Here is a 21675-nt window from a genome sequence, read left to right as displayed (position 1 = left end):
GCCGCGTGGGCGCGACCAGCCACGACGGCGCCGCACCGGCCACGCACCGTACCTCCTACGGCGCCTAACCCGCCTGCCCCATCCCCGCCGCATTGGGCCAACTCTGCGCATTCGGCCAGCCGGTCGCAGCCGCCGGAGACAACCCCGGCGCCTGGGCGGGGGCGGGGGCGGTAGCCCCCCGCACCTGCGCGGCCGTAAGGCCACCCCGCGCCGGAACCCCGGGGGGAGTCGGCCCAGCCGCCGGAGGCATCTGCATGGGCATGGGCGCCGGCATCGGCGGCGCGGGCGGCGTCATCGGCGGCGGTGCCATCGGCGGTGGTGCCATAGGCGTCACCGGCGCCATCCCCAGCGGCTGCTGCATCTGCATCCCGGCGGCCGCCGGCATCGGCATCCCGGCCGGCGGACCGGCGACGGGGAGCGGCATGCCGACGCCGGCGGCGGGAGCGGCGGCGAGACCCGGGACGGGCCCCGCGCCGACGGCCTGAGCGAGCTGCATGCCCGCCCCGTTGGTCTCGCTCACCAGCCGGTCCACCGCCGCCGTACCCGAGCTGTAGCTGGTCCCATTGCCCAGCTCGGGCACGGCGGCTCCCCTCCTGGACCCGTAGAGCACCTGCTCCATGGCGGACACCAGGCGACGCACGTCCACCTCGGGGCGTACCACGAGCCTCAGGAAGCGACTGGACGAACCGATCTTGTTGCCGCACTCGCGGACCAGGATGCGGTGCTCGGTGAGCATCCGGTCCCGGACCACCGTGCCCTCGGCACCGACGGGAAGCCGTACGAAGAGGAAGTTACCCTGTGAGGGGTAGACGGTCAGACCGGGCAGGGTCGAGAGCCGGCTGGCCATCTCCAGGCGGTCCTTGCGGACCTGGTGCAGGCTCTGCGCGTACTCGGCGCCGTGCTCCTTCAGCGAGAACACCACGTACTCGGCGAACGCGTTGAGGTTCCACTTCGGCAGCATCGAGCGGACCTTGCCGGCCAGCGCGGGGTTGGCGACCATGTAGCCGAAGCGGATGCCGTGCAGACCGAAGTTCTTGCCGAGGCTGCGCAGCACGATGACGTTCGGCCGGAGCATCGCCTCCTGGACGACGCTGGGCTCGGCCTCTGCGTCGGCGAACTCCAGGAACGACTCGTCGATGACGATCAGGTCCAGGTCGGCCATGGCGTCCATGAACTGGACCAGCGCCTGCTTGTGGATGAAGCCGCCGTCGGGGTTGTTGGGATTGCAGATGACGGCGACCCTGGTGCCCCGCTTGCGGATGAACTCGGCGTACTGCGCGAGGTCCAGGGCGAAGCCGTTGGACTCCTGGAGCGGGAACATGTCGACGCGCTTGCCGGTCTCCATCGGCTGGTCGGTCCAGCGGCCGAAGGTGGGGACGGGGATGGCGAGGGACTCGCGGACCAGCAGGTGGTCGATCCAGGTGATCAGCTCGGTGGAGCCGTTGCCCATGGCCACGGCCTGCGGCGGGAGCTGGAGGAGCCGGCACAGCTCGGCGGTGATGGTGTCGGCGCTGCTCGGGTAGAACGTGACGATGTCCTTCAGCCGGGCCGCCATCGTTTCCATCATCGCCGGGGTGGGGAAGTACGGGTTGCAGGGAATACAGAAGTCAACGGGACCGGCCCCCTCGCCCCCCTCGCGGGTCAGCGCCGCCATCGACGGGCTGTGCGCGCCGCTGCGGAACAACGAGGCGACGTTGCCGGCCATTTAACCTCCGTATGAGGCGGGCCCGGTGGGGACGACCGGGCCCGTCGTCTTGGGTGGCCCGCGCGGGGGAGCACGGGCCGCCCTTGAGTACGGAGTCTCACGTGGCGCTGTTCAACGGATGTGAAAGAAACGTGAGCGTGGGCGCGACCAGCCCCTTACCGGTCGCGCCCACGCTGTCTCAGGCCCCGAAGCTGTGAATCGTGCGGGTCTTGTAGGTCTGCCCAGGACGCAGCACCGTCGACGGGAAGTCGGCGTGGTTCGGCGAGTCAGGGAAGTGCTGGGTCTCCAGGCACAGCGCGTCCCCCTGCCGGTAGGTGCGCCCACCCGTCCCCGTCAGCGTCCCGTCCAGGAAGTTCCCGGAGTAGAACTGCAGCCCCGGCTGATCGGTCGCGATCTTCAGGGTGCGCCCCGACCGAGGCTCCCGCAGCGTCGCGATGTGCTCCGGCTTCGCGGTGATCCCCTTGTCGAGGACCCAGTTGTGGTCGTACCCCTTGGCCTGCACCTGCTGCGCGTGCCCGGCCCGGATGTCCCGCCCGATCGTCTTCGTCTCGCGGAAGTCGAAGGGCGTGCCGTGGACGGTGGCCAGCTCACCGGTCGGGATCAGCCCCGAGTCGGTCGGCGTGTACCGGCCCGCGGCGATCGTCAGCTCGTGGTCCTCGATGGTGCCGCTGCCCTCGCCGGCCAGGTTCCAGTAGACATGGCTGGTGAGGTTGACGACCGTGGCCTTGTCGGTGGTGGCCCGGTAGTCGATGATCCACTCGCCGTGCTTGGTGAGGGTGTACGTCACCGTCGCCTTGAGGGTGCCCGGGTAGCCCATCTCCCCGTCGACGCTGGTGTAGTGCAGGACGAGGCCGACGTCCGAGCCCTTGGTGAACGGCTCGACGTCCCAGACGTGCTTGTCGAAGCCCTGGGTGCCGCCGTGCAGGCTGTTCACACCGTCGTTGACGGAGAGCTGGTAGCTCTTGCCGTCCAGGGTGAACTGACCCTTGCCGATCCGGTTGCCGTAGCGGCCGATCAGCGCACCGAAGTACGGCGAACTGGCGACGTAGTCGGCGATGTTGTCGAAGCCGTTGACCACGTTGGCGTAGCGGCCGCGCCGGTCCGGGATCTCCAGGGTCTGGACGACACCGCCCCAGTTGAGGACCTTCAGCCGGGTGCCGCCGTTCTCCAGGGACCAGCGGTAGATCCTGGTGCCGTCGGCGAGCTTCCCGAAGGACTCCTTCACCGGCTTCCTGCCTCCCGAACCGGTGGCGGCCTCGGCACTGCCCGTGCCGAGGGTGGTGGCGGCGAGCCCCGCGGCCGCCGCGCCGGCAATGACCGTACGTCTGTTCAGTTCCATATGCGGCTCCTGCATAAGGGAGGGGCCCCGCCTTCCGGCGGGGCCCTGTCTGACTTACGAACCGGACTTGCGCTTGTTCCACACGTCGAAGCCGACCGCGGCCAGCAGGGCCAGGCCCTTGATGACCTGTTGCCAGTCGGTGCCGACGCTGAGGAGGTTCATGCCGTTGTTCAGCACGCCGAGGACGAGACCACCGATGATCGCGCCGAGGACGGTACCCACACCGCCGCTCATGGACGCGCCACCGATGAACGACGAGGCGATGGCCTCGAGTTCGAAGTTCAGGCCCGCCTTCGGAGACGCCGCGTTGAGCCGGGCCGCTACCACCAGACCGGCCAGGGCCGCGAGCACGCCCATGTTCAGGAAGACAAGGAAGGTGACCTTCTTGTCCTTGACGCCGGACAGCTTGGCCGCCGGCAGGTTGCCGCCGATCGCGTAGATGTGCCGGCCGAAGACCGCGTTGCGCATGACGTAGCCGTAGCCGACCACCAGCACACCGAGGACGATCAGGATGATCGGCGCGCCCTGGTAGCTGGCGAGCAGCATGGTGACCGCGAGGATCGCGGCGGTGATGGCGACCAGCTTCAGCAGGAACGCGTTGCGCGGCAGTACCTCCAGCGAGAACTCCTGCTCGCGCTTGCGGTCCCGGATCTCCTGGTAGACCACGAAGGCCAGCAGCACGATGCCCAGCAGCAGGGTGAGGTTGTGGTAGTTGGTGTCCGGGCCGACCTCGGGCAGGAAGCCGTTGCCGAGCTTCTGCAGACCGTCGGGGAACGGGCCGAGGGTCTGGCCCTGAAGGAAGATCTCCGTCAGACCGCGGAAGAGCAGCATGCCCGCCAGGGTCACGATGAACGAGGGTATGCCCAGATACGCGATCAGGAAGCCTTGCAAGGCCCCGGCGACCGCGCCCACCAGCAGCGACAGTACGAGGGCGACCGGCCACGCCACACTGTGCTGCACCGTCAGCACGGCCGCGAACGCTCCCACGAACGCCGTCAACGAGCCGACCGACAGGTCGATATGGCCCGCGATGATCACCAGCATCATGCCGATCGCCAGGATCAGGATGTAGCTGTTCTGGAGCACCAGGTTGGAGACGTTGCGCGGCAGCAGCAGGTCGCCGCCGGTCCACACCTGGAAGAGGATCACGATCAGGCCGAGCGCGATCAGCATGCCGTACTGCCGCATGTTGCGGCGCAGCCCGCCCCACATCAGCTGCAGCAGGCTCTCGCCGGAGCCCGGGCCCCCGCTCCTGCCGGGCGGCGCCGCGGCCGGGACCTTGTCCGTCACATCGGTGCTCATCGCGTTACCTCTTTGTCCTTCGTCATCTGACGCATCAGCACTTCCTGCGTGGCCTCGGCCCGCGGGACCTCGCCCGTCAGCCGCCCGGCGGCCATGGTGTAGATGCGGTCGCACATACCGAGCAGCTCCGGCAGCTCGGAGGAGATGAAGACGACCGCCTTGCCCTGCGCGGCCAACTGGTCGATGACCGTGTAGATCTCGTACTTGGCGCCGACATCGATCCCGCGCGTCGGCTCGTCCAGGATCAGCACCTCGGGACCCGCGAAGATCCACTTGCTGAGGACGACCTTCTGCTGGTTGCCGCCGGACAGCTTGCCCACCGGCTCGAAGACGGTCGGCGCCTTGATGTTCATGGACTTGCGGAAGCCCTCGGCGACCTGCCGCTCCTCGTGCTCGTCGACGATCCCGCGCCTGGCCACCTTGTCCAGGGCCGTGAGCGAGATGTTCCGGTTGATGGTGTCGATGAGGTTGAGGCCGTAGTGCTTGCGGTCCTCGGTGACGTACGCGATGCCGTGCCCGACCGCCTCCGCGACGGTCTTCGTACGGATCTCCTTGCCGTCCTTGAAGACCGTGCCGCCCGCGTGCCGGCCGTAGCTGCGCCCGAAGACGCTCATCGCCATCTCGGTGCGCCCGGCGCCCATCAGACCCGCGATGCCGACGATCTCCCCACGACGCACGTCGATCGACACATCGTCAACGACCTTGCGCTGCTGGTCGATCGGATGATGGACGGTCCAGTTGCGGATCTCCAGCGCGGGAGCCGCGTCCGCCTCACCCTCGTACGGAGTGCGCTCGGGGAAGCGGTGGTCCAGGTCGCGGCCGACCATGCCCGAGATGATCCGGTCCTCGGTGGTCTCGGGTGCCTTGACGTCGAGGGTCTCGATGGACCGGCCGTCGCGCAGGATGGTCACCGAGTCGGCGACCCGGCGGATCTCGTTCAGCTTGTGGGAGATGATGATCGAGGTGATGCCCTGGTTCTTCAACTCCAGGATCAGATCCAGGAGTTTGCCGCTGTCCTCGTCGTTCAGAGCCGCGGTCGGCTCGTCGAGGATCAGCAGCTTCACCTTCTTCGACAGCGCCTTGGCGATCTCCACCAGCTGCTGCTTGCCCACGCCGATGTCGGTGATCCGGGTCTCCGGGTGGTCGGTCAGACCCACCCGGCGCAGCAGCTCGGTGGCGTGCCGCAGGGTCTCCTTCCAGTTGATGAGCCCCCGCGAGGCGTGCTCGTTGCCGAGGAAGATGTTCTCCGCGATCGACAGGAACGGCACCAGCGCCAGTTCCTGATGGATGATCACGATGCCGTGCTGCTCGCTCGCCCGGATGTCCCGGAACGTACAGACCTCACCCTCGAAGAGGATGTCGCCCTCGTACGTGCCGTGCGGATGAACGCCGGAGAGCACCTTCATCAAGGTGGACTTTCCGGCGCCGTTCTCACCGCAGATGGCATGGACCTCGCCCTGACGGACGGTCAGCGTGACGTCCGACAGCGCCTTCACACCGGGAAAGGTCTTGACGATCGAGCGCATTTCCAGGACGGGTCCCGCCATGGTCGTGCCCTTCCAATCCGTAGGAATGGCCGTTCAGTCCGTAGGAATGACCGGCTTGTTCACCGGGTGGGACTACTTGAGCTCGCTGGCCTTGTAGTAGCCCGTGTCGACCAGTTCCTTGGTGTAGTTGGTCTTGTCCACGCTCACCGGCTGCAGCAGCATGGCCGGGACGACCTTGGTGCCGTTGTCGTACGTCTTGGTGTCGTTGGTCTGCGGCGTCTTGCCGTTGAGGACGTCGTCGATCATGGTCGAGGCGACGTCGGCGAGCTTGCGGGTGTCCTTGTAGACGGTCTGCGTCTGCTCACCGGCGATGATCGACTTCACCGAGGCCAACTCCGCGTCCTGACCGGTGATCACCGGCAGCGGCTTGCTGGAGGAGCCGTAGCCGTCCGACTTCAGCGCGGCGATGATGCCGATGGAGATGCCGTCGTACGGCGACAGGACGGCGTCGACCTTGGCGCTGGAGTACGTGGAGGTGAGGATGTCCTCCATGCGCTTCTGGGCGGTGGCGCCGTCCCAGCGCAGGGTGGTCACCTGGGTGAGGTTGGTCTGGCCGGACTTGACGACGAGCTTCTTGCTGTCGATGTACGGCTTCAGCACGCTCATCGCGCCGTTGAAGAAGTACTTGGTGTTGTTGTCGTCGTTCGATCCTGCGAACAGCTCGATGTTGAACGGGCCCTTGCCGTTCTTCAGCCCCAGCTTGTCGACGATGTAACTGGCCTGCAGCTCTCCGACCTTGGTGTTGTCGAAGGACGCGTAGTAGTCGACGTTCTTCGTGCCGAGGATCAGACGGTCGTAGGCGATCACCGGGATCTTGGCGTCGGCGGCCTGCTGCAGCACGTTGTTCAGCGACTTGTTGTCGATGGCCGCGATGATCAGGCCCTTGACGCCCTGCGTGATCAGGTTCTCGATCTGCGAGACCTGCTGGTCGGGGTCGTCCTCGCCGTAGACCAGCTTGGTCTTGTAGCCCTTCGACTTCAGGTTCTTGACGACGTTGTTGCCGTCGGCGATCCAGCGCTCGGAGGACTTGGTGGGCATGGCGATACCGATGGTGCCGCCCTTGGCGCTGCCCGTGTCCTCCTTGCTGCCACCCGTACCGCTCTGCCCGCAGGCGGACAGGGTGAGGGCGAGGGAGGCGGCTCCGGCTATGAGGGTGAGGGCGCTTCTACGAGTGCGCATGGTGATCAGTCCTTGTTCGTCTCGTCGTTGAGATGTTTGAGCGAGGTCGGTTGAAGCGCCCCGAAGGGGCGCGGGGCTGTAGGTGATGTGCGGCTCCGCCGCGTGGGCGCGACCAGCCACGGCGGACCCGCAGCCCCCATCGGTCATCCAGCGGCACCTTCGATGGGGAACCGGTTCAAAGACCCCGGCAGCCGGGAGCCGAGCGGCGCCATGTCGCCGTCCGCGCCGTGCCGGGCGAGCAGGTCGAGGGCGAGCCGGCCGCGCCGCACCCGCTCCCGGGCGGTGTCCAGGGTCACGTCCCGCAGATGGGTGCCCCACGGGTAGATGCCGGGAGCCTTGGACAGACCGAACTTCAGGTAGATCGGTGCGCCGCGCCGGATCAGCTCGGCGACCTCGTACATCCGGATGTAGCCGCCGAGGTCGTCGGGGGCCTCGATGTACATGTCCATGGGAGCGCCGGACACCCGGCGGATCTCGGTGAGGTGATCGAGCGTCAGATCGCTCGGCACGTTGACGGAGTCGGCGCCGAGGTGCTCGAAGACGGAGTACGAAGCCGGGTTGACCGGTCCGACCAGCGCGGACACCTTCAGGGTGGTGTCGGCCGGGATGATGCCGGCCTGCCGGGCCCGGTGCAGCGTCCACAGCACGCCCTCGTCGGCGACGAGCAGGCATTTGACGCCCAGCTCCGTGGCCCGTACGGCGTCTTCGACACATCCGGCGACGGCGTCGTGGCCCCGCGCCCGCAGTCCGGCCCCCCGCGAGTCGGAGCGGACGGAGCCGCCGATGTCCCAGGTGCCACGCGGGCCGGTGAACAGGCAGAGTTCGATGTCACGTTCGTCGGTCGCCTCGACCATCTCGGTGATCTCGGCGTCGGTGAGCATCCACACACCGCTGCCCTGGCTGATCCGGTGGATCGGCACGTCCAGCCGCGAGGACTCCTTGAGCACGACGGCCAGCGCCTCGGGACCCTCGCAGGAGGGGATCTCGGTGCGCCACTTGCCGCCGCCCGGGAAGCTGTGGGCGGAGGCGTCGGCGGGGTCGAGGGCGGGCGCACCCAGACCGAGGGCGGTGAGTGCCTGCTCACCGGGTCGGCGGGCCGCCCTAACGGAAGCGTCGGTCGTCACAAGCTGTCCTTCGTGTTCGGTATATCGGACAAGGTTCGCGGCTCTGGGTACGGATGAGGCTTGGTGGTACGCCGGCCACGGCGAGTCAGGTCACGCCGCGGCCGGCGTACGACTAGGGGCGGAGCAGCACCTTGCCCACCTTTGGATCACCGGCCCCCACCAGCTCGATGGCCTGCGGGAACTCGGTCAGCGGCAGCTCGTGCGTGACCAGCGGCAGCGGATCGAGGAGCCCCGCCCCGAAGACCCGCACCGTGTGCGCCCAGGCGTCCGGCGGCGCCCCGAAGACGGTGTGCACCTCCAGCTGCCGTACGACGAGATCGGTCGGGTCCAGACCGTCGGCACCGGCGGCCGGGATACCGGTCAGGACCAGCCGCCCGCCGCGGCGGAGCAGAGCGGCGGCGGTGCGTGCGGCGGACGCCGAGCCGGCGGTCTCGATGACCACGTCGAAGTCGTCGGGAAGAGCCTGGTCCTTGGTACGGAAGTCGGTCGCCCCGAACTGCCGGGACAGGGCCTCCCGGTCGTTCCGCGTCCCCACCACGAGCAGCTCGCTCGGCGAGATCGCCTTCAGGAACTGCACGGCGAACATCCCGAGCGTCCCGGTGCCGACCACCGCGACCCGCTCGCCCGGCTGCGCGTTGCCCTTCAGCGCGGCCGCCGCGATACAGGCGGCGGGTTCGAGGAGGGCGGCGGCGGTCAGATCCGCGTCGTCCGGCAGGGGGTGCAGCAGCCGGGCCGGCAGGGTGAGGGTGGCGGCCATGGCCCCCGGCTGGGTGAAGCCGGTCTCCTCGTAGCCGTCGGTGCACAGGGTGGTCTCGCCGGCGTGGCACCGGTCGCACACCTGGCAGTTCCGGAACCCCTCGCCGACGACCTTCCGGCCGACCAGACTCCCGGGGACTCCGGCGCCCACCGCACGGACCGTTCCCGACCACTCGTGGCCCGGAGTCAGCGGGTAACGGACGTACCCCTCCGGCCGGTTCCCCTGGTACACCTCGCGGTCGCTTCCGCAAATCCCGACCGCGTGCACGGCGACCAGCGCCTCGCCGGCACCGGGCTTGCGGGGCGTGTGCTCCTCGACCCGGTGGCTGCCCGGTGCCTCGACGACGACCTGGGAGCTCACTTGGTCCCCTTGGGCCTGCGCTGCTCCCAGCCGTCGGCCCAGAGGTCGAAGCGGGCCTGCTGCTGCGGGAACTCCGCGGCGGCGTCGGCGTCGAACTCGACCCCGAGACCGGGCGCGTCGGACAGCTCGAAGTACCCGTCGACGACCTCCGGCGCCCCCCTGACCACCTTCTTGATCTCGGCGTCGGCGAAGTCGTTGAAGTGCTCCAGGATCTTGAAGTTCGGGGAGGTGAACCCGACCTGGAGGGAGGCGGCGGTCAGCACGGACCCGCCGACGTTGTGCGGCGCGACCAGCACATAGTGCGTCTCGGCGGTGGCGGCCAGCTTCCGCGTCTCCCAGATGCCGCCGACATGGCCGACATCCGGCTGGATGATGTCCACGGCCTGGCTCTCGAAGAGCTCGCGGAACTCGATGCGGTCGTGGATGCGCTCACCGGTGGCGACCGGGATGTCCACCTTGGCGGCGACCTTCTCCAGCGCCTTCAGGTTCTCCGGCGGGACGGGCTCCTCCAGCCAGGCCGGCTTGAAGGGCGCCAGTTCGCGCGCGAGCCGTACCGCCGTGGCGGGCGAGAACCGCCCGTGCATCTCCAGCATGAGCTCGGCGTCAGGGCCGATGGCGTCCCGGACGGCCTCGATCAGCGACACGGAGTACAGCGTCTGCTCGTGGTCGAGCTCGAAGTGCCCGGTGCCGAACGGGTCGATCTTCAGCGCCTTGTACCCGCGCTCGATCACCCCCTGGGCGGCCTTGTGGTACGCCTCCGGCGTTCGCTCGGTCGTGTACCAGCCGTTGGCGTACGCCTTGACCCTGTCGGTGACCTTCCCGCCGAGCAGCTGCCAGACGGGCACGCCCAGCGCCTTGCCCTTGATGTCCCAGCAGGCCATTTCCACGACGGCGATCCCCGACATCACGATCTCGCCGGCCCGGCCGTAGTCGCCGTACTTCATCCGGCGTACGAGGTCTTCCACTGCGAACGGGTCGGAACCGAGAATGTGGTTGGCCTCGGCCTCCCGCAGATAGCCGATCAGCGCGTCGGTGTGACCGAGCATCCGGGTCTCGCCGACTCCGGTGATCCCCTCGTCGGTGTGCACCTGGACGTACGTCAGGTTGCGCCACGGCGTCCCGACCACGTGTGTGCTGATTCCGGTGATGCGCACGGCGGTTGCCCCTCAGCTGTTCGAGATTTCGTCACACGTTCGAAATGCTGGCGTGACAGTAAGGATCGGGCGGCGTGGGTGTCAATGGGTCGAACAGGTAACGGTTTCGGCAAGACTTTCGATAGCTCTTTCGGTCCCGCACAGAACCTTCACAGAGGTGCCTGGTAAGTGACCGGCGGGGAACTTAGTCTTCCCGCGTCATGGACTACTGCCACCCGTGCCGACGGCACCTCAATGGCGCCCTTGCCTGCCCGGGGTGCGGCGCTCAGGTCGAATCGCTACGCGCGTCCGCGCCGGAAGCGACCGCTCCCGACCTGGCCACGCACGGCGAAACGCCCTACACGGAGACGGAGTTCGCCGGAGACGACGGGCACGGCGGCGCCGGTGGCTACGACGGTGAGGGCGGCGACGGCTACGACGACGAGGGTGACGAGCCCCTGGCGGGTGGCCGGGCGGAGCGGCGACGGGCGGCGCGCGGACATGGCGGCCGAAGCCGGGGACGAGCCGCCGAGAGCCTTTCCGAGGGCGTCGAGGAGCCTTCCGGGGCCGACGGGAGCCGTCGCGACCGCAAGGCCGCGGCCCATCGCCGGCGGCGCCGCAGAATCCTGCTCGTGAGCGCGGCGTGCGTCCTCGCGGCGGGCTGCCTGAGCCTCGCCGAACTCGGCACGGACGCCATACCGTTCACGAGCCCCGGCCCGGCCTCCGCGGGCGGCGACACCGCCGACGGCGGTACCGCGACGCCGTCCCCGGGTACGACGGCCCAGCCGCTGGACGACACGTCCGGCGCGACCGGCACGGCGAGCTCCGCCTCGGCCGACCCGTCCGCCTCCCCCTCCCCCTCCGCGTCGAAGGACAAGGCGTCCGGCTCCCCGTCCGCGTCCCCGAAGGACACCTCGGCCCAGTCGGCCACGACGGGCGCGGGCACGGGCACGTCGACGAACGCGCCGACGGCGGCACCGACGTCCACGGCGGCATCGACACCGACGGCCGATCCGACGGCATCGGACCCCACCCCGAGCCCGTCGCAGAGCCACACGTGCACGAGGTTCCTGTGGTGGTGCTCGTAGGCGCGGCGCACTGCCAAAGCAAATCCAGCAAACGTGTCACATTCGCCGAACCTGTTCCGTCATAGGTGTGCAACCCGCTGAACCCCAACGGAGGAACACACCATGGAAGCCCGTCTGAACCTCTTCGCCAGCCCCACCGCCAACAAGCTGATCAAGCACTTCGCCGGCGCGGGCAAGGTCGCCCATGACACGTCGATCCCTGACTCCACCCTGGAGCTCGTGAAGATCCGCGCCAGCCAGATCAACGGCTGCGGTTTCTGCCTCGACATGCACACCAAGGACGCGGCCGCCGCGGGGGAGACCCAGCAGCGTCTCCACATGGTCGGCGCCTGGCGCGAGGCCACCGTCTTCACCGAGGCCGAGCGCGCGGCGCTGGAGCTGGCCGAGCAGGGCACCCGGATCGCCGACGCGGCGGGCGGGGTCCCCGACGAGGTGTGGGAGAACGCGGCCAAGCACCACACCGAAGAGGAACTCGTCGCGCTGGTGGCGACGATCGCCGCGATCAACGCCTTCAACCGGCTGAACGTCATCTTCCAGCAGCCGGCGGGCGACTACCGGCCCGGCCAGTTCGCGTAACGACCGAGGGGGCCGGCCCGGCCCGGTGCCGGCCCCTCTACGCGTCCAGCATCCGCCGCAGCAGATCCCGCAGGGACAGCCGCTCCGCGTCCGACAGCCCCGCCAGCGGCTCGCGCGCGAAGCGCAACCCGTCGCGCAGGTCGCGGGCGACCCGGCGGCCCTCGTCCGTCGCCGCGGCCAGCTTCACCCGGCGGTCGGCCGGATCGGGCCGCCGCTCCACGAGCCCCCGCGCCTCCAGCCGGTCCACGATCCCCGTCACGTTCGACGGCTCGCACTTCAGCTTCTGCGCCAGCTTCCGCATCGGCAGGGGCTCCAGCGAGAGCAGGCTGAGCAGGCGCGCCTGCGCCCCGGTGAGTGTGTGTTCCCCCGCCGCCTCCTCGTAGTCCGCGTAGAAACGGGCCACGACGTCCCCGATCAGCTCGACGACCTGCAGGGTCAGGGCGTCGGGGCGCTGGGTCTTCGCTGGAGTGGACTGTGAGGACGACATGCGCTGCAGAATACCCGGTTACTTGACATCCTGAAATATTCAGCGGCATGGTTGTTTCAGGTACTGAAGTAATCAGGAAAGGCGCATGTCATGATCAACCGCGAGTGGCACCTGGTCAGCCGTCCCGTCGGCTGGCCGAAGCCCGAGGACTTCGCCCTCGTCGAGGCGGAGGTTCCGACGCCGGGTGAGGGACAGGTGCTGGTACGGAACGAGTACCTCTCCGTCGACCCGTACATGCGCGGCCGGATGAGTGCCGCCAAGTCGTACGCCGCCCCCTTCGAGCTGGGCAAGGTCATGCAGGGCGGCGCGGTCGGCGAGGTCGTCGAGTCCAATGCCGAGGGCATCGCGGTCGGCGACCACGTCCTGCACTTCTTCGGCTGGCGCGAGTACGCGGTCATGGACGCGAAGAACGCCGTCAAGGTCGACGCGGAGGCGGCGCCCCTGTCGACGTACCTCGGTGTCCTCGGCATGACCGGTCTCACCGCCTACGCGGGCCTGCTGCGCACCGCCTCCTTCAAGGAGGGCGACTCGGTCTTCGTGTCCGGCGCGGCCGGCGCGGTCGGCAGCCAGGTCGGCCAGATCGCCAAGCTCAAGGGCGCCTCGCGGGTGATCGGCTCGGCCGGCTCCGACGAGAAGGTCAAGCTGCTGGTCGAGGAGTACGGCTTCGACGCGGCCTTCAACTACAAGAGCGGCCCGGTCGCCGAGCAGCTGCGCGCGGCCGCGCCCGACGGTGTCGACGTCTACTTCGACAATGTCGGCGGGGACCACCTGGAGGCGGCCATCGGTCAGCTGAACCGGGACGGCCGGATCGCGGTCTGCGGCATGATCTCCGTCTACAACAACACCGAGCCCGCCCCCGGCCCGAGGAACCTCGCCCGTCTCATCCAGACCCGCGGCCGGATCGAGGGCTTCCTGGTCGGCGACCACTACGACCTGCAGCCGCAGTTCGTCGCCGAGGTCGGCCCGTGGGTCGCCTCCGGGCAGCTGAAGTACCGCGAGACCGTGGTCGAGGGCATCGAGAACAACCTGGAGGCGTTCCTCGGGGTGCTGCGGGGCGACAACACCGGGAAGATGATCGTCAAGCTGTAAGGCGGTCGACCGGGAGACTGTTTGCGTATTCCGGTATGCGGTAACTTCTTTCCGAAACCGCCGTCGATCGTGGGCGCGAGTCGCGGCGGACCGAGGAGGAAGAAACGCATGCCGATACAGCAGTCCGACGTCCTCTACACCGCCGTCGCCACGGCCGAGAACGGCCGCGACGGCCGGGTCGCCACGGACGACGGCCGGCTCGACGTCGTCGTGAACCCGCCGAAGGAGATGGGCGGCAGCGGCGCCGGGACCAACCCGGAGCAGCTGTTCGCCGCCGGGTACAGCGCGTGCTTCCAGGGGGCCCTGGGGGTCGTCGCCCGGCAGGCCGGGGTCGATGTCTCCGGGTCCAGGGTCACCGCCAGGGTGGGGCTCGGGAAGAACGCGGACGGGTTCGGTCTCGTCGTGGAGATCTCCGCGGAGATTCCGGGCGTCGAGGTGGGCGTTGCCCGTGACCTTGTCGAGCAGGCGCACGGGGTCTGCCCGTACTCGAAGGCGACTCGCGGGAACATCAGCGTGACGCTGGTCTGACGGCTCTCGTTGCGCTGTCGGGAGGCCGCACCCTTGGACGTGGGGTGCGGTCTCCCGTCCTGGGCGGGCTGCGTTCAGCGCGTCAGAGCCGCTGCCCTGTGCACGGCCAGCGCCAACCGGTCGTTCTCCGGTGCCGCCCCGCCCGGGAACGCGAACCGTCGCCTCGTATAGCCGTAGGCGACCCCGCTCCGCGGGTCCGCGAACGCCTGGGAGCCCGCCGCGCCGCTGTGGCCGATCGCGCCCGCGCCCAGGAACGGGTGCCAGGTGTCCGCCGTCGCCTGGAAGCCCAGGCCGTACGACTTGTGGGTGCGCGCCACCAGGTCGTAGCCCACCGAGTGGAACTGGCCGAACTCCGCCACCGTGTCCTCCTTCAGCAGTGGGGCCTTGCCGTCGACCTCGCTGAGCAGCACCGCGTACATCCCGGCCAGGCCGCGCGCCGACGCCACCCCGCCGAACGACGCCGGGCCCTTGGCGCGGACCAGCGGGTCGTTCGGCAGGGCCGCCAGGTCCACGGGCACGGCCGCGTGCTCGTTGAAGGCGATCCCGGCGAGCGTCCGCGGACCGGACGGGGCCGAGTCGAGCAGCGCCTGCTGCCCGGGGGTGGGGAGCATGGGCCGGGTGGTGCGGAAGCGGGGCTCGTGCGCGGCCGGCAGGCCCAGGAAGAAGTCCAGGCGGTACGGCGCCCGGACCCGTTCCTCGTACACGTCCTGGAGGGTACGGCCCGTCGCCCGCCGTACGACTTCGCCGGTGAGCGCGCCGATGACGAGCGCGTGGTGGCCGAAGGCCGTGCCCGGGCGCCAGAACGGCCGCTGGTCGGCGAGGCGTTCGGCCATGGCCCGGTCGTCCGTCAGCTCCTGTGGGCTGAACCCGGTGTCGGTGCCGATCAGACCCGCCCGGTGCGCGACCAGGTCCCGCAGGGTCAGCGTGCCCTTGCCCTCCGCGGCGAACTCCGGCCAGTAGTAGGTGACCTTACGGTCCAGCTCCAGCGTGCCGTCCTGCACCAGCATCGCCACGACCAGGTGCGCGGCGCCCTTGGTGGACGAGAACACGCCGTAGAGGCAGTCCCCGTCGGCTCCCTCGCCCGCCCACAGGTCGACGACCCGCCGACCGTGCACATACGCACACAACTGTCCCTCGTAGTCGGCCGGTTCGCCGGCGACGAAGGCGGCGAACTCCTCGCGCACCGCCTCGAAGCCCTCCGCGACCGTGCCCCGGACGGTGATCTCCTGCGTCATCCGCTCTCCTCAGCCGAGCCGCCGCGGGCAGCTCCCATTGTGAACAACGCCCTACCCGGCGCGGGTACCTCCGCTGCCTGTTCCTGAGATCGGTACGGCGAGATGTGGCCATTCGACTCAACAGCGACCAGAAGGTCTTGCTCAGCGAACGGGCTCACCGATGCCGAGCAGGTTTCCCTCGCTGTCCCGGAACCAGACGGCGCGCTCCCCGCGCGCACCCTTGCTCGGATAGTTGCCCTCGACCTCGGCGATCCCGTCCACGGTACGGAACCCCGGCGCGTCGACCTCCTCGAACACCACCCCGCGCCCCCGGAGTTCCGCGGCGATCGTCTCCAGGTCGTCGACCTCCCACCCCATCTGCGTGAAGGTGCCGGGGGAGGCGCCCGTCGACCGGAACACGGCGAAGTCGGTGCCGCCGCACCGGTACAGCAGCCCGCCGGGCCGTTCGTCGACGGGTTCGAGTCCGAGCACCTCGGCGTAGAACCGCCGAGCCCGATCCAGGTCCCTGGCCGGCAGCCGGGTGGCCACCCGCCCCCGCCCGAGGACGTTCTCACCGCTGTTCTTGCCTGTGCTGTCCGCATTCATGCCCCCCACTGTGCCCCCGGGCCACCCCGGTAGGGTCTTCGCCATGCGTGATCTCGGGGTGGGTTTCGGATATCTCCTCAAGGGCCAGCGATGGGTCGGCCGGCACGGCAAGCAGTACGGCTTCGGTCTGCTGCCCGGCCTGATCACCCTCGTCCTCTACGCGGCGGCGCTGGTCACCCTCGCGATATGGGGAGAGGACTTCGTCGCCTGGGCCACCCCGTTCGCCGACGACTGGTCCAGCCCATGGCTCGGTCTCTTCCGCGGCTTCCTCACCGCCGTGCTGTTCGCCCTCGGTCTTCTCCTCGCCGTCCTCACCTTCACCGCCGTCACCCTGCTGATCGGCCAGCCCTTCTACGAGAACCTTTCCGAGAAGGTCGACGAGGACGTCTCGCCCGACGGGACCGCTCCCGAGTCCGGGCTGCCGTTCTGGCGCGAGCTGTGGATCTCGGCCCGCGACAGCCTGCGCGTCCTGGTCCGGGCCGGTCTCTGGGGCCTGCTGCTCTTCGCCCTCGGCTTCCTCCCCTTCGTCGGGCAGACCGTCGTACCGGTCATCGGCTTCTTCGTGACCGGCTTCTTCCTCACCGAGGAACTCGCCGCCGTCGCCCTCCAGCGCCGGGGCGTCGACCTGCGCGCCCGACTCGCCCTGCTGCGCTCCCGCAAGACCCTGGTGTGGGGCTTCGGCACCCCGCTCGGCCTCGCCTTCCTGGTCCCGTTCGTCGCGGTGTTCCTGATGCCGGGCGCGGTCGCGGGCGCCACGCTCCTCGCCCGCGACCTGCTGGGCGAGGAGACGGCACAGGAGGACCCCGACCCGGATCAGGACCTGCGGGTCACTTCCTGAAACCCGCGTCCGCCGCCACGCTCACGATCGCCCGGACCTGGTCGATGATGTCGACCCGGTTCCGCACGAACTCAGGGTCGGTCACCTCGGTGGTGTTCCCGGCCCCGAACTCCAGCACCGGCGTGTGCACATGCCCGCCGGGCAGGGTGTCGTGCAGCCCGAGCCGGTCGCGCAGCAGGGTGGCGCGGTAGGCGATCTCGTTGGACAGATAGTCACCGCCGCCCCCGGCCCGGGCCGTCGACCCGGGAGTCGGCCCGTCCGCCCGTACGACGGGATCGCCGCCCCCCGCCGGAATCTCGGTGACCTCGGTGTGGTCGTACACCGGGAAACGCCCCGTGCGCGCCGCCACGATCGCCGCGTACGGCAGGGTCGTGGTCGTCCACTGCGGCTGTGAGACCGGGTCGGCGACCGGGACGGTCTCCGTCCGGCTCACGTTGTCGTTGTCGGGGAACCCGCCCCGCCAGGCCCCGTTGGTCCGCTCCACGTCGAACCGCCCGACCCGCCCCTGGCTCACGGTCGTGAACAGGTCCACCTTCGGCAGATACGGCCCCAGCGCCCGCTCCACGGTGCCCTGCGCGAAGTCGTCCCAGCGCACCGGGAAGACGGCCGTCTCGACCCGCGCGGGCCCCTCCTCGGTCCGTACGACCGTGCCGTCGAGGGCCAGCGCACTCGCCCCGGACGGATTGGAGATCCGGATGTCCCGGTCGAGCGTGAACGGGTCGAACCCGGTGACGAGGATCCGCCGAACGCCCTTGCCGGAGTACCGGATGTCGGTCTGCCCCCGCGAGGTCCGCTCCAACACGTCCAGCAGGGAAGCCCGTTGCCGCTCGCTCAACCCGAACCCCGGCTCCCAGGTACGCACTTCCCGGGTCATCCCGAGCCGCGCCCAGTACAACGGCCGGTCGTCGTCCCGGCTGAGATCACCGGAGACCGGCCCCCGCCCCTGCGCCCGGTCCACGGCCCGCCGCCACAGCGCGGACCCGTCCCGTACGACGATCCGCCGGGCCTGCGCATACGACCGCACGCCGCCGAGTGCCCGCGCGAACTCCGGTGCCACGGCGTCGAACCCGGACCGCCGGAGAATCTCCTGCGGCACGGCCCGGTCGAGCCGTTGCTCCTCGACGGTGGGGGAGGGGACGGTCGCCGCGTGCGCGGCGGTGGGGACAAGTGCCCCGGCCATCAGGGCGATTCCAAGAACACCGATCCGAACGCGCAGCGAATGCAAGAGAGTTGGTTTTCCGTCGCAGTGGGGTGCGTGGTGCCGTTCGGGCCGCAGTATCGCTCGTGGGGCGCGGTGTGGTCTACGCCAGGGGGAGCGACCGCGCCACCTCCCGCAGCACGGCCACGAACGCCGCCCCGGCCGGGGCCGGGGCCCGCCCGCGTACCGTCGCCGCGTACACGGCCCGCGCCGGGGCGCCCTCGTCGCACACCGGCAGCAGCACGACGTCCGGGCGGACGGCGGCCGCGGCCAGTGCCGGGACCAGGGCCACCCCGAGCCCGGCGGCGACGTACCCCTGCTTGGCCGTCCACTCGGCGACGACATGGGCCACCCGAGGCCGGAAACCCTGGCGCAGGGCCGCGTCCAGCAGGGTGCCCTCGGGCCGGGGGCCGCCGGAGATCCAGTCGGCGTCGGCCAGCCGGGCCAGCAGCACCTCGCCGGAGCGCGCCAGCGGATGCGCCGCAGGGACGGCCACGTACAGCGCGAGTGCCTGGACGCCCTGCTCCGCGCCCACGGGGCGACACTGGCGGACGTCATCAGCATCCGCACGTACCTGACCGACATCTCCCGACTGGCCGAGTACGGCACCGTACGCCGGGAGTTCCTCACCGGCACCCCGCCGACGAGCATGACCTTCGAGGTGTCCCGGCTGTTCCGGCCGGAGGCGATGGTGGAGGTGGAAGTCGTGGCGGCGGTGGCCGGCGGAGCCGAGGGGACGGGACGCGGGGCGGCTCGCGGGGGTTTGTGAAGGGTTCGTACGGGAACGCTGTGGGGGACTCGATCACCGGCCGTCGTCTCACAGCCGCGGCTAAGGTCGGGTGCGGGATGAGTCCCCCTTGAGCAGCCCCGGTCCGGGACCTGACCCCTGGACCGGGGCTTGCGGTTTTTCTTTCAGTCCCGTACCCCGAAGCCGTACACCGTCTCCGAGCGGTACACCGTGCCCGGGTCGAGGCGGGTGCTCGGGAACTCCGGGCGGTTGGGGGAGTCCGGAAAGTGCTGGGTCTCCAGCGCGATGCCGTCGCCCGGCGCGAAGGGCCCGGTCAGGTGCTCGGCCGTGTAGAGCTGGACGCCGGGTTCGGTGGTGGCCACGGTGAGGGTGCGGCCGGAGGCCGGGTCGTGCAGCTCGGCGATCTCGGCCGGGGTTCGCGTGACGCCCTTGTCGAGGACCAGGTTGTGGTCGTAGCCGGAGCCCACCTTGCGGGCCGTACGGAAGTCGAAACGGGACCCCGAGACGTCCGCCAGGACCCCGGTCGGGATCAGGTCGCCGTCGACGGGCGTGTACCGGGAGGCGGCGATCCGGAGTTCATGGCCGCCCGCGTTCCCGGAGCCCGCGAGGTTGAAGTAGCTGTGGTTGGTGAGGTTCACCACGGTCGGCGCGTCGGTGACCGCCTCGTAGGAGATGCGCAGCGCCCCTGACGCGTCCAGCGTGTACGTCACCGTGACCGCCAGCCGCCCGGGGAAGCCCTCCTCCCCGTGCGGGCTCACCCGCGTCAGCCGCACCCCGTGCTCGACGCCCTCGACCTCCCACACCCGCTTGTCGAAGCCGCGGGCGCCGCCGTGCAGGGAGTTGGGCCCGTTGTTCGGCTCCAGGGCGTGGCTCGCCCCGTCCAGCGGGAAGCGGGCCTGCGCGATCCGGTTGGCGTACCGGCCGACCAGGGCGCCGAAGTACGGGCCCGGGTGCTCCAGGTAACCGTCCAGGCCGGCGAACCCCAGCACCACGTCCGCCGTCCGCCCGTCCCGGTCCGGGACCTCCACCGACTGCACGATCCCGCCGTACGACAGGATCCCCACCCGGGTCCCCGCGCGCTCCAGCGTCCAGCGGTGCACCTCGGTGCCGTCGGAAAGTGTGCCGAAAGGTTTGCTCATGGGGGAAACCCTAAGCCAAGGGTCTAGGCCACCGGATCCGCCGCCGTGATGGTCCGGTAGGCGATCGCGGCGAGCTTCGACTGGCCGTCGGTGCTCGGATGGAACCAGTCCCAGCGACTCAACTGATCCGTGCCGAAGCGGTACTCGTACACCGCCCCGCCGTCGAAACGGCACCGCCGGTCCTTGGCGCAGACCTGAGCCAGCACCTTGTTGTAGTCCTCGACCCGCTGCTGCACCCGGTCCCGGCGCACGGTCGCCGCGCTGGTCAGGTTGTCCGCGTCGCCCAGCATCGACGGGCAGATGCCCAGCTTCCAGATCTGCTTGCCCAACGGGTTCGTCCGCCCCTGCGACCACAGCCGCTTCAGGTTCGGCACGCTCGACACGTACACCTGCGTCTTCGGCAGCGACTTGCGCAGGGTGCCCAGCGCGTCCTCGAACTGGGTGCGGAAGTCGGCCACGGACGTCATCGCGGACACCGACGTACGGCAGGCGTCGTTGGCCCCCGCCATCACCGTCACCAACTGCGGCCTGCGCACGACCGCGTCGGCCATCTGCCCGGCGAGGTCGGCCATCCGGGCGCCGGTCACCGCGTAGTTCCAGCTGTGGTCGGCCGCCTTCGCCCGCCCCAGCAGCCGTACCGCCAGGCTGTCCACCTGGTCGCTGGTGCCGGTCGCCCAGGACACCTCCGGGCAGTCCGAGAGCACCGTGCACGCGTCGAAGCCGCGGGTGATGGAGTCGCCGACCGCCGCGATCGAGGCCGGACTGCGGTCCCACACCTGCGCCCGCGAGGCACGCGTCCTCGCGTCGTGTGCCGCCGAGGAAGAACCGCCGATCACATCGCACCCGGCCAGTCCCAGCGCGGCGGTCGCGGCGACGACACCGATCAGGGCACGCGAACGCCGGCGTCGCTGCTTCCGCATACCCTGCTGGTCCTCTCCGTCGGCTGGTTCGTCCCCCTCCATAACAACGCACGGAAGTTCCCACCCCCCGCCCTGCAACGGTCCACCCCCGTACAAGCGTCCCCCTGGGTGAATGGCAGGGTTTCCTGGCTGTGGGACCGACGGTACGTCACACTCCTTGCTCCGCCGCACGGTAGCCTCGCCATCAACGCGGCCGTCGTGCCACTGCCGCCAGCCAGCCAGCAAGATGTCCCGCTCTGCCCGGAGGTTCCGGTGACGACACGTGGAGTTCTGTACGTGCACTCCGCGCCGCGCGCGCTGTGCCCGCACGTCGAGTGGGCCGTCGCCGGGGTGCTCGGCACGCGCGTCAACCTCGACTGGATCCGGCAGCCGGCGGCCCCCGGCACCTGGCGCTCCGAGTTCTCCTGGCAGGGCGAGGTCGGCACGGCCTCCAAACTCGCCTCCGCGCTGCGCGGCTGGCACCTGCTGCGCTTCGAGGTCACGGCCGAGCCCTGCGCGAAGGCCGAGGGCGAGCGCTACAGCTGCACCCCCGACCTCGGTATCTTCCACGCGGTCACCGGAATCCACGGCGACATCCTGATCCCGGAGGACCGCCTGAGGGCCGCGATGACCCGCTCACAGCGCGGCGAGACCGACCTGGAGGCCGAGATCGCCAAGCTGCTGGGCAAGCCGTGGGACGACGAACTGGAGCCCTTCAGATACGCGGGCGAGGGTGCCCCGGTCCGCTGGCTGCATCAGGTGGTTTGAGCCCCCACCGGCGGTCAGCCGACAACGAAACGGATTGTGGCCCGAACTCCA

The 21675-nt window shown here is 69.9% G+C and carries 22 protein-coding genes; 7 read left to right on the top strand and 15 right to left on the bottom strand.

Going from position 1 to position 21675, the window contains the following annotated elements; all coding sequences use genetic code 11:
- Window positions 1–64: 64 nt before the first annotated feature.
- From ABTY98_RS00810 to ABTY98_RS00775, 8 genes are all read right to left on the bottom strand, one after another.
- A complete protein-coding gene (locus ABTY98_RS00810; RefSeq protein ID WP_352218687.1) occupies window positions 65–1705 on the bottom strand; it encodes a pyridoxal phosphate-dependent aminotransferase in 1641 nt (546 codons plus the stop codon).
- A gap of 178 nt (window positions 1706–1883) precedes the next feature.
- A complete protein-coding gene (locus ABTY98_RS00805) occupies window positions 1884–3044 on the bottom strand; it encodes an aldose epimerase family protein (protein WP_352218686.1) in 1161 nt (386 codons plus the stop codon).
- Window positions 3045–3098: 54 nt separating this feature from the next.
- Window positions 3099–4346 (bottom strand): multiple monosaccharide ABC transporter permease, encoded by a 1248-nt coding sequence (gene mmsB, locus ABTY98_RS00800; RefSeq protein WP_352218685.1) that lies wholly within the window; start codon window positions 4344–4346, stop codon window positions 3099–3101.
- A complete protein-coding gene (gene mmsA, locus ABTY98_RS00795) occupies window positions 4343–5893 on the bottom strand; it encodes a multiple monosaccharide ABC transporter ATP-binding protein (protein WP_352218684.1) in 1551 nt (516 codons plus the stop codon). The genes mmsB and mmsA overlap by 4 nt, the downstream gene beginning before the upstream one ends.
- Before the next feature lie 72 nt (window positions 5894–5965).
- Complete coding sequence (gene chvE, locus ABTY98_RS00790) at window positions 5966–7072, bottom strand: multiple monosaccharide ABC transporter substrate-binding protein (RefSeq protein ID WP_352218683.1); 1107 nt, start codon at window positions 7070–7072, stop codon at window positions 5966–5968.
- A 143-nt stretch (window positions 7073–7215) separates the two neighbouring features.
- Complete coding sequence (locus ABTY98_RS00785; RefSeq protein ID WP_352218682.1) at window positions 7216–8196, bottom strand: hypothetical protein; 981 nt, start codon at window positions 8194–8196, stop codon at window positions 7216–7218.
- Between the two features lie 112 nt (window positions 8197–8308).
- Window positions 8309–9313, bottom strand: a complete 1005-nt coding sequence (locus tag ABTY98_RS00780) for a zinc-dependent alcohol dehydrogenase (RefSeq protein ID WP_352218681.1) — start codon at window positions 9311–9313, stop codon at window positions 8309–8311.
- Complete coding sequence (locus tag ABTY98_RS00775) at window positions 9310–10467, bottom strand: mandelate racemase/muconate lactonizing enzyme family protein (RefSeq protein ID WP_352218680.1); 1158 nt, start codon at window positions 10465–10467, stop codon at window positions 9310–9312. The genes ABTY98_RS00780 and ABTY98_RS00775 overlap by 4 nt, the downstream gene beginning before the upstream one ends.
- A 200-nt stretch (window positions 10468–10667) precedes the next feature.
- Here ABTY98_RS00775 and ABTY98_RS00770 point away from each other — a divergent pair, with 200 nt between their 5' ends.
- Both ABTY98_RS00770 and ABTY98_RS00765 read left to right on the top strand, forming a co-directional pair.
- Window positions 10668–11534 carry an SCO2400 family protein gene (locus tag ABTY98_RS00770; RefSeq protein WP_352218679.1) on the top strand — a complete coding sequence of 289 codons (867 nt, stop codon included), beginning with the start codon at window positions 10668–10670 and terminating at the stop codon, window positions 11532–11534.
- Between the two features lie 102 nt (window positions 11535–11636).
- A complete protein-coding gene (locus ABTY98_RS00765) occupies window positions 11637–12110 on the top strand; it encodes a carboxymuconolactone decarboxylase family protein (RefSeq protein WP_352218678.1) in 474 nt (157 codons plus the stop codon).
- Window positions 12111–12147: 37 nt separating this feature from the next.
- Here the strand turns inward: ABTY98_RS00765 and ABTY98_RS00760 are convergent, their stop codons facing one another.
- Window positions 12148–12597, bottom strand: a complete 450-nt coding sequence (locus tag ABTY98_RS00760; protein ID WP_352218677.1) for a MarR family winged helix-turn-helix transcriptional regulator — start codon at window positions 12595–12597, stop codon at window positions 12148–12150.
- A gap of 90 nt (window positions 12598–12687) precedes the next feature.
- On the opposite strand from ABTY98_RS00760, the gene ABTY98_RS00755 reads away from it, so the two are divergent.
- Both ABTY98_RS00755 and ABTY98_RS00750 read left to right on the top strand, forming a co-directional pair.
- Window positions 12688–13686 carry an NADP-dependent oxidoreductase gene (locus tag ABTY98_RS00755; protein ID WP_352218676.1) on the top strand — a complete coding sequence of 333 codons (999 nt, stop codon included), beginning with the start codon at window positions 12688–12690 and terminating at the stop codon, window positions 13684–13686.
- Window positions 13687–13794: 108 nt separating this feature from the next.
- Window positions 13795–14214 carry an organic hydroperoxide resistance protein gene (locus ABTY98_RS00750; protein ID WP_352218675.1) on the top strand — a complete coding sequence of 140 codons (420 nt, stop codon included), beginning with the start codon at window positions 13795–13797 and terminating at the stop codon, window positions 14212–14214.
- A gap of 74 nt (window positions 14215–14288) precedes the next feature.
- Here ABTY98_RS00750 and ABTY98_RS00745 read toward each other — a convergent pair whose 3' ends face one another.
- Together ABTY98_RS00745 and ABTY98_RS00740 are read right to left on the bottom strand one after the other, a co-directional pair.
- Window positions 14289–15449 carry a serine hydrolase domain-containing protein gene (locus tag ABTY98_RS00745; protein WP_352218674.1) on the bottom strand — a complete coding sequence of 387 codons (1161 nt, stop codon included), beginning with the start codon at window positions 15447–15449 and terminating at the stop codon, window positions 14289–14291.
- 141 nt (window positions 15450–15590) lie between these two features.
- Window positions 15591–16034, bottom strand: coding sequence for a VOC family protein (locus tag ABTY98_RS00740; RefSeq protein ID WP_352218673.1), 444 nt, complete (start codon window positions 16032–16034; stop codon window positions 15591–15593).
- Between the two features lie 43 nt (window positions 16035–16077).
- Between ABTY98_RS00740 and ABTY98_RS00735 the strand changes: the two genes are divergently transcribed.
- A complete protein-coding gene (locus tag ABTY98_RS00735; protein ID WP_352218672.1) occupies window positions 16078–16872 on the top strand; it encodes an EI24 domain-containing protein in 795 nt (264 codons plus the stop codon).
- On the opposite strand, the gene ABTY98_RS00730 is transcribed toward ABTY98_RS00735, so the two are convergent.
- Together ABTY98_RS00730 and ABTY98_RS00725 are read right to left on the bottom strand one after the other, a co-directional pair.
- A complete protein-coding gene (locus ABTY98_RS00730; RefSeq protein ID WP_502994107.1) occupies window positions 16862–18052 on the bottom strand; it encodes a pyroglutamyl-peptidase I in 1191 nt (396 codons plus the stop codon). The two genes, ABTY98_RS00735 and ABTY98_RS00730, sit on opposite strands and share 11 nt — an antisense overlap.
- A 121-nt stretch (window positions 18053–18173) precedes the next feature.
- Window positions 18174–18566: a LysR substrate-binding domain-containing protein gene (locus ABTY98_RS00725; protein WP_502994106.1), complete on the bottom strand. Its 393-nt coding sequence runs from the start codon at window positions 18564–18566 to the stop codon at window positions 18174–18176.
- Here ABTY98_RS00725 and ABTY98_RS00720 point away from each other — a divergent pair.
- Window positions 18546–18839: a RidA family protein gene (locus ABTY98_RS00720; RefSeq protein WP_502994105.1), complete on the top strand. Its 294-nt coding sequence runs from the start codon at window positions 18546–18548 to the stop codon at window positions 18837–18839. The two genes, ABTY98_RS00725 and ABTY98_RS00720, sit on opposite strands and share 21 nt — an antisense overlap.
- Window positions 18840–18982: 143 nt before the next feature.
- Here ABTY98_RS00720 and ABTY98_RS00715 read toward each other — a convergent pair whose 3' ends face one another.
- The gene (locus ABTY98_RS00715) at window positions 18983–19957 is read right to left on the bottom strand and encodes an aldose epimerase family protein (RefSeq protein ID WP_352218670.1); all 975 of its coding nucleotides are present in this window, start codon (window positions 19955–19957) and stop codon (window positions 18983–18985) included.
- Window positions 19958–19980: 23 nt separating this feature from the next.
- Window positions 19981–20877: an SGNH/GDSL hydrolase family protein gene (locus ABTY98_RS00710; RefSeq protein ID WP_352218669.1), complete on the bottom strand. Its 897-nt coding sequence runs from the start codon at window positions 20875–20877 to the stop codon at window positions 19981–19983.
- Window positions 20878–21129: 252 nt separating this feature from the next.
- On the opposite strand from ABTY98_RS00710, the gene ABTY98_RS00705 reads away from it, so the two are divergent.
- Entirely contained in the window at window positions 21130–21624 is a 495-nt protein-coding gene (locus tag ABTY98_RS00705; RefSeq protein ID WP_123977426.1) for a DUF3145 domain-containing protein, read from the top strand.
- Window positions 21625–21675 lie beyond the last annotated feature (51 nt).

It is taken from the genome of Streptomyces sp. NPDC096040 (assembly GCF_040303265.1).
Taxonomy (GTDB): Bacteria; Actinomycetota; Actinomycetes; order Streptomycetales; family Streptomycetaceae; genus Streptomyces.
Note: the sequence above shows the minus strand (reverse complement) of the source record. Positions and strands in the feature narration are given on the sequence as shown.